Here is a 13,606-nt window from a genome sequence, read left to right on the forward strand (position 1 = left end):
TTAGCGCAAAATGCCGAATTATTCTCGCTGCATCGCCATTCACGAACCTCTTTTAGGATCGCTTTCATACTGATATTATTTCGATAAGCTGGTCTCGGCAAACGAGTCTTTCTCGACATATGCTTTAGTTGAGCTAAATCATGAGCGATTATCTTCCATCTCTCTCCGCGCTGCGCGCCTTCGAAGCGGCGGCCCGACATCTCAGCATGACGCTGGCGGCCAAGGAGCTCAGCGTGACGCCAGGAGCGGTCAGCCTTCAGATCCGCGATCTCGAGGCGGCGCTCGGGGTGAAGCTGTTCGAGCGCAAGACCCGTGCGCTGGCATTGACAGTCGAAGGCGCCGACTATTTTACGACACTGAGGGCCGCATTCCGTCTGGTCCGGGAAGCGACCGCCGCGATTGCCGCGCGCGCGCGCGGCGCGGTGTTGAATGTTACCTGCACCGCGGGCTTTGCAACATACTGGCTCGTGCCGCGCCTGAGCCGCTTCGAGGCGATCCACCCCGAGATCGATGTTCGCATCAGCGCCTCGCATCGTGTCCTGGACTTTCAGCGCGACGGTATCGACCTGGCCATCCGGCATGGGCTCGGTGGTTATGACGGACTGGTAAGCGAACGTCTCGTGGACGACGAACTCGTGCCCGTCTGCATACCGAAACTTGCCAGCGCACTTGGCGACACGCCGTTGCCGGACGCACTCGCAGACTTCCAGCTCATCCACGATGTCTACCGGCATGATTGGCAGCTCTGGCTGGAAGCTGCCGGTGCAACGAAGGTGGACGCTTCGCGCGGACCGATCTTCATGCACGGCAACGGCGCCTATGAGGCGATGAAAGCCGGCCTGGGCTTCGCCCTGATGCGCCGATCGTTCCTGGCGAATGAACTTCAGGAGGGTGCCGTCATCGCGCCCTTCCCGCTGGGCGTCGCAAGCCGTCTCGCCTTTCACCTCGTCTACCCCGGCCCTGCGCTGGAGCGGCCCGCGACTGCTGCGTTCCGCCGCTGGCTGCTGTCTCAGGCCAGGGACTGAACCCCGTCGTGGCCGATGGACCTCAATAAAAGTGGAGTGTGGTATTCAATATTTGTTTTCCTCGGGCATTTTGTTGATTATTAGACTCATCAAACTTCTGATGTAAGCATGCGGGGGACCCCCTAGTTTGATGAGCATCCGCACCCTCGAAACCAGGGCTCTCGGCGCATCCGCACCGACGAGTACCGCTGCGATCCTTCTCCAGACGGCTGCCGCGGCGGCGGGAGCGTCGACCGGCAAGGACGTCGGGTAACCGCATGGCAAGCACCCAGCGTCAGGAGATCGATCGGTGCGACCGGCTTCAAAACCGTCTGTCGCCTGCATTTGTCGGCGAGCACGCCTGGTGCCGGGAGAGGATGATGCTGGCGACGGACCTCGCGACCGGCGTTTCTTTGACCGACTTCTTCAGCAATGGCGGGTTTCACCGAGCAATCGATCGCTATGCGGAAGCCACAGGCGGCAGCGACCGGCGTGCCGTCGTCTCCATGTGGTCTCTCTACTACTTCTCGTGTCTGATCATTCCCTATCTTCTCGCCCGCCGGCTTGCCGCGCACGCGCTGCCTGTGGCGTTTTCCGAGATGACCATTGCCCTCTCGGAAAATGGCCTGCCGTGCGCCTTCGGCGTACCGCATGCGGGACGCATCGAGGACGATATCGGCTCGGACGGTTTCGAAGCGATCGGGCCAATGCTCGAAGCGCATCTCGACCACGCCGTCGCACGGCTGAAGGCTTGCGGTATTTCGGCCAAGCTCTGCTGGAACAATGCCGCCGTCTACATCGACTACGCGCTCCGGCTGGCCGATGGAGAAGCGGGGGCAGCGGCGGCCGACCTGCCGCTCTTCGTCCGCGGCTGCCTGCCGGATGGCGGCGTCAACCCATTCTGCGGCTGCCTGCAGCAGGTCGATGAAGACGGCGAACGCGTCGCCCGGCGCAAGATCTGCTGCCTTCGCTACATGCTTCCGGGAGTGCCAGGCTGCGGCAAGCGTTGCGCGCTGCCGAGCCAGCGAAACCAACACTGAGCATTTCGACCCCGCAGCGCGAGGGTCCATAACGGAAAACGGCCGGAATTGCTTCCGGCCGCTGAATTCTGCGAACGTTGCAGACTATTCGTTGATCAGGCGCTTCAGCAGCTCGATCTCATGCGAGAGCTTGGTGTCGCCCGAAATCAGCTCCTCTATCTTGCGCACGGCGTGCAGGACGGTCGTATGATCGCGTCCGCCGAAACGGCGGCCGATTTCCGGGAAGGAGCGCGGCGTCAGCGTCTTTGCGAGATACATGGCGATCTGGCGCGGCTTGACGATGACGCGCGTACGGCGGTTCGACACCAGCTCCTGGCGCGAGACGTTGTAGTGCCTCGCAACGATACGCTGGATGTCTTCGATGCGCACGCGGCGCGGCTCACCTGATCCCACGAGATGGGCGAGCAGTTCGTCCACTCGCTCGATCGACAGGTTCGGCTCGAAGGAGCGGCGGAAAAGCAGCTGGTTGAAAGCACCTTCCAGTTCGCGGCCACTTGCCGTGATGCTGCGAGCGACGTGGTTCAGGAGCTCGGTCGAGATTTCCAACGAGGGATCCTCGGTCCGAGCGACAGCAAGACGGCGCTTGAGGATTTCGAGACGCATCTCGTAGTCCGGGCCGTCGAGTTCAATCGCAACGCCACCCTGCAGACGCGAACGGACGCGGGGATCGAGCGATTCCAGCTCCCACGGCGCGCGGTCGGCCGCAACCACGACCTGCTTGGCGCTGTCGAGCAGCATGTTCAGGAGATGGCAGAACTCGTGCTGGATCATCTTGCCCTGCAGGAACTGCATGTCATCGATGATCAGGAGGTCGATGTTGCGAAGCGAGTCCTTCAACGTCAGGGCGTCGTTGTCGCGGATCGCAGTCGCGAAACGCCACATGAAATATTCCGCCGTCAAATAGACGACACGCAAAGCACGCGGGTTCTGCACAGCCGCATTGGCAATTGCCTGCAGCAGATGCGTCTTCCCGAGACCGACGGTCGAATGAACGAAGAGCGGATTGAAGCGTACTGCGCCCTGGCCTGCCTCGGCAATCGTCTTTGCCGCTGCAAGCGCAACGCGGTTGGAGCTTCCCTCGACGAATGTATCGAAGGTGAAGCGATTATCGAGTGGAGAGCCGAACAGAGGCTGTCCCCAGCCTGCCGTTGCCGGACGGGTTGCGGCAGCAGCCGAAACCGTCTGCTGTGCGATATGACCTGCCTGTTGGGCGACCGGACGGCGCACCTGCGACACCAGCGATGCCGGCTCTTGGGCGACTGTCTCTTCTGCTGGCTTGGCAGCGCGTGTTGCGGTGCGGACCAGGATCTCGACCTTGAGAATTTCAGCATCCTCGGCCTGAAAGATGCCGGTGATCATGTCGAGGTATCGATTGTTGATCCAGGATTTCAGAAACGTCGTCGGCACGGTGAGCCGCACGACACTCTTGGAGACCGAATGAAGCTTCAGCCGGGCAAACCAGCTTGCGTAGACGTCCGGACCGACTTGCGCCTTCAGGCGTGCGCTAACGCGCTCGAAAAGTATGCCATTCTTCATGTCTCCCTTTTCCCCCGCCGCTTCTGGGCAAATAGAGCCAAACGCCAGAGATGTCCTGTCACTGTTGTCCAAAACATCCACCGCCATTGAATTCATGTGCATATTGCCGCCTTCCAATTCCACCGGGCGGCTTTTGCCGTCGCCCGATTATTTCCCCGCTGTGGCCAGAAAATGGCGCCCTCATGCGCCACCCACCAGCCGGTTCACTCAAACGCCTGCCTCAAAACACGAGACGACTATCAGGAGGGCGGCAGCGCTCGCATCATACGGCGTCCGCCTTCACCTCCCTGCCGGTTCCCGTCCCTCATCCTTACGGTCGCCAGCAGCCTGCGTATGATTTCCCTTCTTCTTGGGCCTCACGCAAAACGCAAAGCCGTCTGAAAACGCACAAGACATCCCGTTCCGCGGCAGCCACAGCCGCGGTCCAAACTGCACCAGTGCGTGAGAATCCGGAGGCCAAAGCTCTCCGTAACAAAAGACACAAAGCAATCAGCCTGCCGACGTGGCAGTTTCAGACCAAGCCTTAAACAGGTGATGTCCGAGCCCCTTGTTGACCGGCATTTAGGCAGGATCAGGTGCGGAGATCAACGATGAATTTTACGCAAAATTAAGATGGCCCCGTTGACTCTGGGAGCACCTTTAGGGCGTCACACCCCTGTCAAAAAAGAATCGCTTTTGAATCAAGGAGATTCCCCGGACTGGCAATTTTGACACGCATAAAAAGAAAAAAAGAAAAAAGCTTCTTGACTCGTTTCAGACCCCGCAACGGAAGGTGCGAGTCGTGAAAGCTGAAAGCATCCTGACGCAAGCCGTTGTTTTTTCTGTCTTTTTTGTGTCATCCGTCCGACATGAAGGAGTCATGGAATTAACCATCGGGACAACCGTACGGTGGAATCGAAAAAGCCCGACAAAGTTGCCGGGCTAATCATAATGATGGGTTTATTAAGGAAGGATTATGCGGTCGCAGCGACCGAAAGAGCCTTCACACGAGCTGCCAGACGCGAAACCTTGCGGGAAGCTGTGTTGGAGTGAAGAACGCCCTTGCTTGCGGCGCGAGCCAGTTCCGGCTGCGCGGCGAGGAAAGCTTCCTTTGCCTTGGCAGCATCACCGGATGCGATTGCCTCTTCGACCTGGCGAACGAAAGTGCGAACGCGCGAGCGACGAGCCTTGTTGACGTCGGTACGGCGGGCGATCTTGCGGGTCGCTTTTTTCGCCGAAGTTGTATTGGCCATGGATGCCTCTCTCAAGAATTCGAACAAACTCCGCTATCGCCGCGGGCCCTGCGGCCACTTCATACAGCAATGCGGGAGCATAATCGGAAAACCGGAGTGGCTTCCCGAACCTTGGGCGGGCATATAACCCTAAAGCCGAGCGGCGTCAACGCGCATTTTCAAGGAAAAGCCACCGCTGCTGCAGGGATCAGCGGTTCTTGAAGGCGGGTTTACGCTTTTCAATGAAGGCTGTCATTCCCTCCTTCTGATCCTCGGTGGAGAAGAGGCTTTGGAAAAGCCGGCGCTCGAAACGCAGGCCCTCTTCCAGCGTCGTTTCCAGGGCCCTGTTGACGGCTTCCTTGGCCATCAGCACCGAAGGACGCGACAGCGATGCGATTTTGGCCGCAGCTTCCAAGGCTTCATCGAGAAGCCGATCAGGTGCGACCACACGCGAAACGAGTCCCGCGCGCTCGGCTTCCGCTGCATCCATCATCCGGCCGGTCAGGATCAGGTCCATCGCCTTCGACTTGCCGACGGCCCGTGTCAGCCTCTGCGATCCGCCCATACCGGGGATGACGCCGAGGGTAATCTCGGGCTGGCCGAACTTGGCCGTCTCCGAGGCAATGATGAAATCGCACATCATGGCAAGTTCGCAGCCGCCGCCGAGGGCAAAACCGCTGACAGCGGCAATCACCGGCTTGCGAACCTTGGCGACGTCGTCCCACCCGGCCAGGAGATCGCGGCCATAGACCTCGGCGAATAGCAGCGGCTGCATTTCCTTGATGTCGGCGCCGGCGGCAAAGGCGCGCTCGGAGCCGGTCAGCACGATCGCACCAATGGCGTCGTCCGCCTCAAAATCCGCATGCGCCTGCAGCAGTTCGTTCAGCACCGTTGAATTCAGGGCATTGAGCGCCTGCGGGCGGTTCAGCGTGATGAGCCCGACAGCGCCGCGGGTTTCGACGATCAGCGTTTCATAGGCCATGGATGTTTCCTCCCAGTCGGCTCGCTATTTCTGGCATGCGGGGCAGTAGAAGGTCGAGCGCCCCGCCTGGACGATACGGGCGACCGTACCGCCGCAGGCCGGCGTGCGGCAAGGTAGACTTTCGCGATCATAGACCGAGAAGGAATGCTGGAAATAGCCGAGCGAACCGTCCGTCTGGATGTGATCGCGCAACGACGATCCTCCTGCCCTGATGGCGTCTGCAATCACATCTCGGATCGAGGCGACCAGCAGTTCCATCTGCCGGTTCGGCCTGCCTGCCTTCGTCACGAGAGTGGCGGCGGCACGCATCGGGCGCAGGTGCGAGCGCCACAGTGCCTCGCAGACATATATGTTGCCGAGACCGGCGATATTCTTCTGGTCGAGCAGGGCGCTCTTCAGCGGCTGCGCCTTGCCGGCGAACCGCTCGGCGAGATAGGCGGCGCTCAGCGCATTGCCGGTCGGTTCCGGCCCGAGACCGAAGAGGAACGGATTGACGTCGAGCGCGGTCCGCTCGGCAATATCCATGAAGCCGAAACGCCGCGGGTCGTTGTAGATGACGCGGCTCGGACCGGCTGGCCCTTCCAGGTGGAAGATGGCGTGATCGTGTTTCGTGTCCTTCGATCGGGGATATTGGAACTCGCCCGGCGCGTCACCGGGCACATCGGTGGCCGGCCCTGCCTCGATGCGGAAGGAACCCGACATTCCGAGGTGGGAAATGATCGTGGTGCCGTCGTCCAGATCGATCAGCAGATATTTGGCCCGGCGGCCAAGCGCGACGATCGTGCGGCCGGATGCCTTCGCCTCGAACGCCTCGGGAAAGGGAAAACGCAGATCTTTCCGCCTGAGTTCGAGCCGGGCGATCCGGGCACCCTCCATGGTCGGGGCAAGCCCGCGTCTCACGGTTTCGACTTCTGGTAATTCCGGCATCTCAACCCATCTGTATCAAGAGCATTTCCGCTGCTCCTCGCAACGCGAAACCGCTCTATCTTTTTGTTTTTACGCATTCCGGACGCAAAACCGCTCCGCACTTTTGCTGGGATTGCTCTAACCGGTTTCAACCGCAGACGATGTGCGCTATAGCGCCAAGGTGCCGCGGATCGGACCGTCGCACACAGATAGCGCCGCCGGCCTCAATTCGCTATGGTCAAGGTGTTGATTTCAGAGAATGGAGTGTTCGATGTCAGAAAGCCGTACCTCCGCCGAAGGCGGCATGGAAACATCCTACGGCTTCCGCGAAGTGGCGGACGGTGAAAAGCAGGGCCTCGTCAACGACGTCTTCCACAAGGTCGCCAAGCGCTACGATGTCATGAACGACGTCATGTCCGTCGGCATGCACCGGGTCTGGAAGGACGCGATGATCTCGGCGCTCAACCCGCGCAAGGAGCCCGGCTACAAGGTTCTGGACGTAGCCGGCGGCACCGGCGACATCGCCTTCCGCATCATCGAGGCATCCGGCCGGCAGGCGCATGCGACCGTGCTCGACATCAACGGCTCTATGCTCGGCGTCGGCGCCGAGCGGGCCGCCAAGAAGAAGCTTTCCGACAACCTGACCTTTATCGAGGCAAATGCCGAAGAGCTGCCATTCGAACCGAACAGCTTCGACGCCTATACGATCGCCTTCGGTATCCGCAACGTCCCGCGCATCGACGTGGCCCTCAGTGAGGCCTATCGCGTCTTGAAGCGCGGCGGGCGGCTGCTGGTGCTCGAGTTCTCGGAAGTCGACATGCCGCTGCTCGACCGCGTCTACGAAAGCTGGTCGTTCAACGCCATTCCGAAATTCGGCAAGGCGATCACCGGCGACGCCGAGCCCTATCAATATCTGGTCGAATCCATCCGCAAGTTTCCCAACCAGGCGAACTTCGCGGATATGATCCGCAATGCCGGCTTCTCGCGCGTCAGCTACACGAATTACACCGGCGGCATTGCGGCGCTCCACTCCGGCTGGAAGCTCTGAGCAAGAATGGGCGACCTCATTGTTTCTCCCTCGTTCCTGTGCCTGTCGCAGGATTCCAGCGTGCTCCCGTCCGGGAATACGGAAGACCCATCTATGCTGCTTAGTTCATTGACGCAGCCGGTGGATGCCGCCGCATGAGTACGCTCGGCGCATATTTCCGGCTCGCACGGGTCGGCTGGATCCTTGTGCGCGAAGGCGTCGTCTCGGCGCTGCCGTCCGAAGACCTGCCGCCGGCCGTCAGTGCCGCCAAGTCGTTTGCGGGCCTGTTTGCCCGCAACCGCGCCAGGTCCAGGAAGCGCAGCGACAGGCTCGCCCAGGCTGTCGAACGGCTTGGGCCTTCCTACGTCAAGATCGGCCAGTTCCTGGCGACGCGCCCGGATGTCGTCGGCGTCGAGTTCGCGGACGATCTCTCGCAGCTGCAGGATCGGATGGCCTTCTTCCCACCGGAAGCAGCCAAGGCGAGCATCGCGGGCTCGCTCGGCCGACCGGTCGAGGAGCTTTATGCGAGCTTCGGCAATCCGATTGCCGCCGCATCCATCGCCCAGGTGCACCCCGCGGAGGTGGAAACGCCCGCCGGCCTGAAGAAAGTGGCCGTCAAGGTGGTGCGCCCCGGCGTGCGTCAGCGCTTCTCGCACGATATCGAGGCGATGTATCTGGTCGCCCATCTGCAGGAGCGTTTCATGCCGTCGAGCCGGCGGCTGCGGCCGGTCGAGGTGACGAAGACGCTGGAGCAGACGACCAAGGTCGAGATGGACCTCCGACTGGAGGCCGCTGCCCTTTCGGAGATTGCCGAAAACACCCAGCAGGATCCGGGTTTCCGCGTACCGACGGTCGACTGGGAACGCACCGGCCGCGACGTCATAACCATGGAGTGGATCGACGGCGTGAAGATGTCCGACGTGGACGGCCTGCGGGCTGCCGGCCACGACCTCAACACCCTTGCCGACACGCTGATCCAATCGTTCCTGCGCCATACGCTGCGCGATGGCTTCTTCCATGCCGACATGCACCCCGGCAATCTTTTCGTCGATCCGAAGGGCATGATCGTTGCCGTCGACATGGGCATCGTCGGCCGGCTCGGCAAGAAGGAACGCCGCTTCCTCGCCGAGATCCTCTACGGGTTCATCACGCGGGATTATATCCGCGTGGCGGAGGTGCATTTCGAGGCCGGTTACGTGCCCGGGCACCACAACGTCGAGAGCTTCGCGCAGGCCATCCGGGCGATCGGAGAGCCCATCCACGGGCAGCCGGCGGAGACCATCTCGATGGGCAAGCTGCTGACGCTGCTTTTCGAGGTGACCGAACTCTTCGACATGGAGACGCGGCCGGAACTGGTGATGCTGCAAAAAACGATGGTGGTGGTCGAAGGCGTTTCGCGCATCCTCAATCCGCGCTTCAACATGTGGAAGGCATCCGAGCCCGTCGTCGGCGACTGGATCCGTAACAATCTCGGCCCGAAGCGTATCGTCACCGATATCAAGGATGGCTTCAAGGCTGCGATCAAGCTTGCGGAAGCCGCACCCGAAATTGCGGCCAAGACGGAGAAATTCCATCACCAGCTTGTGCATATGAGCGAGCACGGCCTGCGCTTCGATGCGGAAACGGCAGAGGCGATCGGCAAGTCCGAAGCGCGCCACGGGCGTTCGGGCCGCCTCGCCCTGTGGGTGATCGCGCTGACGCTTCTCTATATCGCATGGGTCGTGACCTGATCGGGGCCGCCCTGCAAGCGGATTGGTTGATCGATCCGGATATGGCCGGCTAAGGTCTGGCCAGCCGCGCAACGGCGAGCGCCGCGATCATGCCCAGTGCCAGCATGGTCAGCGTGAAGACGACCACCGCGTTCCAGCCGCCCGTCCCCCAGACGTATCCTCCGGCCGAGCCTGCGACACTGGAGCCAATGTAGTAGGCGAGCAGGTAGAGCGACGAGGCGTGGCCTTTGGTGCCGCGCGCAAGCCGGCCGACCAGTGCGCTTGCGACCGAGTGGGCAATGAAGAAACCAGACGTCAGAAGCACGATGCCGAAGACGATCAGCGGCAGCGAGGAAGACAAGGTGACGGCGACGCCTGTCGCGGCAACCGCAATGCCTGCCGGCAGGACGATGAAGTGCCCGACGCGATCTCCCAGCATGCCGGCGGTCCACGAGGCAGCGATGCCGAAGAGATAGACGGTAAAGATCAGCCCGAGTTCGGTCTGGTTGAGATTGTAGGGCGCCTGGACGAGGCGGAAGCCGATGTAGTTATAGACGGTGACGAAAGTGCCCATCGCCAGGAAGCCGATGGCGAAGAGCAGCGGCAAGGCGGGATTGCCGACATGCCCGAGCCAGGCCTTCAGGTGGAAGCGGGCATCGACGCCCCGGCGCGGGGTGAAGTTGCGCGACGCGGGCAAAAGGACGAAAAAGCCGATGGCGGCGGCAAGACCCAGAAGCCCGATGGCGCCAAGCGCCGGACGCCACGAGAAATATTCTGCGAGCGTACCGGTCACGACGCGGCCTGCCATGCCGCCGAAGGCATTGCCGGCGATGTAAAGGCCCATGGAGGCGCCAAGGCCGCGCGGATCGATCTCTTCCGACAGATAGGCCATGGCGACGGCCGGCACGCCGCCGAGGAGCAGTCCCTCCAGTGCGCGGATGGCCATAAGCGCATGCCAGCTCGGAACGAGCGCACAGGCGACGGTGCAGAGTGCGGCGCCCAGCAGCGAGGCAAACATCAGGCTGCGGCGTCCGAAGCCCTCGGAAACCGCTGCGGCACAGAAGATCGCAAAGGCGAGGAAACCGGTCGACAACGACAGCGACAGCGAACTCGCCGCCGGGCTGACCCCGAAATCCTCGGCAAAGATCGGCATCAGCGGCTGCACGCAATAGAGCAGGGAGAAGGTCGCGAATCCCGACAGGAAGAGTGCGACGCTGGCGCGCCGGTAGGCCGCGGTGCCGCGCACCAGGAACCGCTCCTCCGCGGATTCGGCCCCGGGCGGCACGGTTGTACGGACAATCTGGAGACTGGGGCGGGACTGGCGTTCGAGGGCGTCTGGCTGCTTGTCTGCGGCGCGTGGCATGGGGCACCAACCTTTCACGCCTTTTGATCTAGCCAAGGCAGCGCTATTTGTCCAATATATGAAACTGCCGTTGTCGATATGTTTTGGAGATACCTATGGAACTTCGCCATATCCGCTATTTCCTCGCCGTGGCGGACGAGAAAAACTTCACGCGTGCGGCGGCAAAGCTCGGTATCGGCCAGCCGCCGCTCAGCCAACAGATCCGCGACCTTGAAAACGAGATCGGTGCGATGCTGTTTCACCGTGTGCCGCACGGTGCCGAACTGACGGAGGCGGGCACCGCGTTTCTGCCGGAAGCCAGCGCAGCGCTGGCATCTGCGGAGAAGGCGAAGCTCGCGGCCCAGCGCGCGACCCGGGGCGAGACCGGCCGTCTCGCGCTCGGCTTCACTGCCTCCTCGGCCTTCAATACGGCGGTCAGCGGGACGATCCGCCGTTTTCGCGGACAGTGGCCGGAGGTTGGCTTGTCGCTGACCGAAATGAACAGCAACTGGCTGATGGAAAAGCTGATGCGGGAGGAGATCGACGTCGCCTTCATCCGTCCCGGTCTGGAAGATCCAAAGGACGTCAGGCTGAAGCGGCTGGCGGACGAACCCATGCTGATCGCGCTTCCTGCCCACCATCCGCTTGCCAGACACAGCAAGGTGCCTCTCTCAGCCCTTGCCGGCGAACCCTTCATCCTGTTTCCGCGCACGGTGGGTCTCAGCCTCTACGACGACATCGTGCGCGGCTGCCGCGATGCCGGCTTCGAACTCGTGGTGACGCAGGAGGCGCCGCAGATTCCATCGGTCGTGAACCTTGTCGCGGCCGACCTCGGCGTGTCGATCGTGCCTGCCTCGATCGCGCATCTGGCGCTCGACGGCGTCGCCTATCGACCTATCGAGGGCCCGCCGCTCGTGGCGCGTCTCGGGCTCGCCGTGCTCAAGGGACAACGCTCGCGCGTCGCGGCCAACATGATGAGCCTGATCTGATCGCATGGCTCAGCCGGCAGGGTCCCAATAAGGCGGATCGCCGAATGCCTTGCGCAGGTGATCGGCCACGGCCCGCAGCTTGGCGGACGGATTGCGGCCCTCGGGATGGGCCATATAGATGAACTCGGCCTCAGGCCTGTAGCCGACATCGATCTCGACAAGCAGCCGTTCGCCGATGGCCGGGCCGGCGATGAAGGCGGGCAGCAGCGCCACGCCGAGGCCAGCCACGGCGGCGTCGCGGATCATGTCGCCATTGTTCATGCCGACGGCAAGCTTGGCGCGCACGACGATGGCGCCATCAGGCGTCTGGAATCGCCAGTCGGCAGCGCCGCGATTGGTGTAAAAGATGCCCTTGTGACGGTCGAGGTCGGCCAGCGTCTTCGGCACGCCATGGCGCTCGAGATAGCCGGGCGAGGCAACCAGCAGCCGGCGGCTTCGGCTGAGTTTCCAGGCGACCAATCGGGAATCGATAATCGGGCCATGCCTGATGACGGCATCGTAGCCCTCGGAGGAGACGTCGACGCGACGGTCATCGATGTCGAGGACCAGTTCGATATCCGGATGCGCCAGGAGAAACGGATAAAGCGCAGGGCCGAGATGCATGCGACCGAAGGTGACGGGGGCGGCGATCCGCAGCGGTCCGGACAGCGTGCCGCGACGCACGGCCATTTCGGCGGTGGCCTCCTCGATTTCCTGCACGATACGCGTCGCGCGTTCCAGAAAGGCAGTGCCATCCTCGGTCAGCGTGAGCTTTCGCGTCGTCCGGTGCAGGAGTATCCCGCCGAGCGATCGCTCCAGTTCGGCCAATCTCTCGCTGACCACGGATTTGGAAAGGCGCAGGCGCCGCGCGGCTTCGCTGACGGAGCCTGATTCCACGACGGCCACGAAGGCCGTTATTCCCTCTATCCTGATCATCGTTCGGTATTTCCGAATTCGAGTTCCGTGATTTGGAGACTAATCCGAACAAAAGGAAAATGCCATCTTCCACTCATCGAAAGGGACGGCAAACGCCACCCCGACCCGCCAACGGAGACGAAATCAATGAACCGCTTGAATGGAAAAGTCGCAATCGTCACCGGCGCAAGCTCCGGCATCGGCCGTGCTACGGCAAAGCTTTTTGCTGCCGAAGGCGCCAAGGTTGTCGTCGGCGCCCGCCGCCAGGCAGAGCTCGACAGCCTCGTCGACGAGATCAAGGCATCGGGCGGCGACGCCGTCGCCATTGCCGGCGACGTCCGCTCGGAATCCTATCACAAGGCATTGGTGGCAGCTGCGGTGGAACGCTACGGCAAGCTCGACGTCGCCTTCAACAATGCCGGAACGCTCGGTGAAGCGGGCCCGAGCACCGGCGTATCCGAAGCCGGCTTTGCCGAGGCGCTGACGATCAACCTCACGGCCTCGTTCCTGGCTGCCAAGCACCAGATCGGCCAGATGGAAAAGAATGGCGGCGGCTCGGTCATCTTCACGTCGACCTTCGTCGGCTACAGCTTCGCTTTCCCCGGTGTTGCTGCATACGCCGCCAGCAAATCAGGCATCATCGGCCTGACACAGGCGCTTGCCGCAGAATTCGGCCAGCAGAAAGTGCGCGTCAACGCCATCTTGCCTGGCGCGGTCGATACGGACATGTATCGCGAGATGAACGACACGTCCGACAAGCAGAGCTTCATCACCAACCTGCATGCGCTGAAGCGTGTTGCGGCTCCGGATGAACTCGCCCGCTCGGTTCTCTACCTCGCTTCGGACGATTCCAGCTTCGTCACCGGAACAGCATCGCTGGTCGACGGCGGCGCCTCGATCACCCGCACCTGACGCAATGCCCGACGAGCGGATGACCGCAATCGCCAACATCAGCTATATGGAACA

Annotated in this window: 13 protein-coding genes; 7 read left to right on the forward strand and 6 right to left on the reverse strand. The window is 61.9% G+C overall.

All coding sequences use genetic code 11. The features are described 5' to 3' along the window. Positions 1–140: 140 nt before the first annotated feature. The 3 genes from gcvA (at position 141) to fhuF (ending at position 2,044) form a co-directional block, all read left to right on the forward strand. The gene (gcvA, locus tag ASC97_RS31880) at positions 141–1,025 is read left to right on the forward strand and encodes a transcriptional regulator GcvA (RefSeq protein ID WP_057472334.1); all 885 of its coding nucleotides are present in this window, start codon (positions 141–143) and stop codon (positions 1,023–1,025) included. A 130-nt stretch (positions 1,026–1,155) separates the two neighbouring features. Further along, positions 1,156–1,278, forward strand: coding sequence for a hypothetical protein (locus ASC97_RS36005; protein WP_274534191.1), 123 nt, complete (start codon positions 1,156–1,158; stop codon positions 1,276–1,278). A 4-nt stretch (positions 1,279–1,282) separates the two neighbouring features. Further along, a complete protein-coding gene (gene fhuF / locus ASC97_RS31885) occupies positions 1,283–2,044 on the forward strand; it encodes a siderophore-iron reductase FhuF (protein ID WP_057472335.1) in 762 nt (253 codons plus the stop codon). Between the two features lie 84 nt (positions 2,045–2,128). Here the strand turns inward: fhuF and dnaA are convergent, their stop codons facing one another. The 4 genes from dnaA to mutM form a co-directional block, all read right to left on the reverse strand. Then, the gene (gene dnaA / locus ASC97_RS31890; protein ID WP_057472440.1) at positions 2,129–3,682 is read right to left on the reverse strand and encodes a chromosomal replication initiator protein DnaA; all 1,554 of its coding nucleotides are present in this window, start codon (positions 3,680–3,682) and stop codon (positions 2,129–2,131) included. Between the two features lie 851 nt (positions 3,683–4,533). Next, the gene (gene rpsT, locus ASC97_RS31895; RefSeq protein WP_037065626.1) at positions 4,534–4,812 is read right to left on the reverse strand and encodes a 30S ribosomal protein S20; all 279 of its coding nucleotides are present in this window, start codon (positions 4,810–4,812) and stop codon (positions 4,534–4,536) included. A gap of 187 nt (positions 4,813–4,999) precedes the next feature. Beyond that, entirely contained in the window at positions 5,000–5,773 is a 774-nt protein-coding gene (locus tag ASC97_RS31900) for an enoyl-CoA hydratase (protein WP_057472336.1), read from the reverse strand. Between the two features lie 24 nt (positions 5,774–5,797). Beyond that, positions 5,798–6,700: a bifunctional DNA-formamidopyrimidine glycosylase/DNA-(apurinic or apyrimidinic site) lyase gene (gene mutM, locus ASC97_RS31905; RefSeq protein WP_057472337.1), complete on the reverse strand. Its 903-nt coding sequence runs from the start codon at positions 6,698–6,700 to the stop codon at positions 5,798–5,800. A 250-nt stretch (positions 6,701–6,950) separates the two neighbouring features. On the opposite strand from mutM, the gene ubiE reads away from it, so the two are divergent. Further along, the gene (gene ubiE, locus ASC97_RS31910; RefSeq protein ID WP_057472338.1) at positions 6,951–7,727 is read left to right on the forward strand and encodes a bifunctional demethylmenaquinone methyltransferase/2-methoxy-6-polyprenyl-1,4-benzoquinol methylase UbiE; all 777 of its coding nucleotides are present in this window, start codon (positions 6,951–6,953) and stop codon (positions 7,725–7,727) included. Positions 7,728–7,861: 134 nt separating this feature from the next. Next, on the forward strand, positions 7,862–9,436 hold the full coding sequence (gene ubiB, locus ASC97_RS31915) for a 2-polyprenylphenol 6-hydroxylase (protein WP_057472339.1): 1,575 nt from the start codon (positions 7,862–7,864) through the stop codon (positions 9,434–9,436). Between the two features lie 49 nt (positions 9,437–9,485). Here ubiB and ASC97_RS31920 read toward each other — a convergent pair whose 3' ends face one another. Next, positions 9,486–10,778, reverse strand: a complete 1,293-nt coding sequence (locus tag ASC97_RS31920; RefSeq protein ID WP_057472340.1) for an MFS transporter — start codon at positions 10,776–10,778, stop codon at positions 9,486–9,488. 95 nt (positions 10,779–10,873) lie between these two features. Here ASC97_RS31920 and ASC97_RS31925 point away from each other — a divergent pair, with 95 nt between their 5' ends. Then, entirely contained in the window at positions 10,874–11,746 is an 873-nt protein-coding gene (locus ASC97_RS31925; protein WP_057472341.1) for a LysR family transcriptional regulator, read from the forward strand. A 9-nt stretch (positions 11,747–11,755) separates the two neighbouring features. Here ASC97_RS31925 and ASC97_RS31930 read toward each other — a convergent pair whose 3' ends face one another. Then, positions 11,756–12,661, reverse strand: a complete 906-nt coding sequence (locus ASC97_RS31930) for a LysR family transcriptional regulator (RefSeq protein ID WP_057472342.1) — start codon at positions 12,659–12,661, stop codon at positions 11,756–11,758. A 126-nt stretch (positions 12,662–12,787) separates the two neighbouring features. Here ASC97_RS31930 and ASC97_RS31935 point away from each other — a divergent pair, with 126 nt between their 5' ends. After that, the gene (locus ASC97_RS31935) at positions 12,788–13,552 is read left to right on the forward strand and encodes an SDR family oxidoreductase (protein WP_057472343.1); all 765 of its coding nucleotides are present in this window, start codon (positions 12,788–12,790) and stop codon (positions 13,550–13,552) included. The last annotated feature ends 54 nt before the right edge of the window (positions 13,553–13,606 follow it).

Origin of the sequence: Rhizobium sp. Root1203, assembly GCF_001424945.1 — a bacterium.
Taxonomy (GTDB): Bacteria; Pseudomonadota; Alphaproteobacteria; order Rhizobiales; family Rhizobiaceae; genus Rhizobium.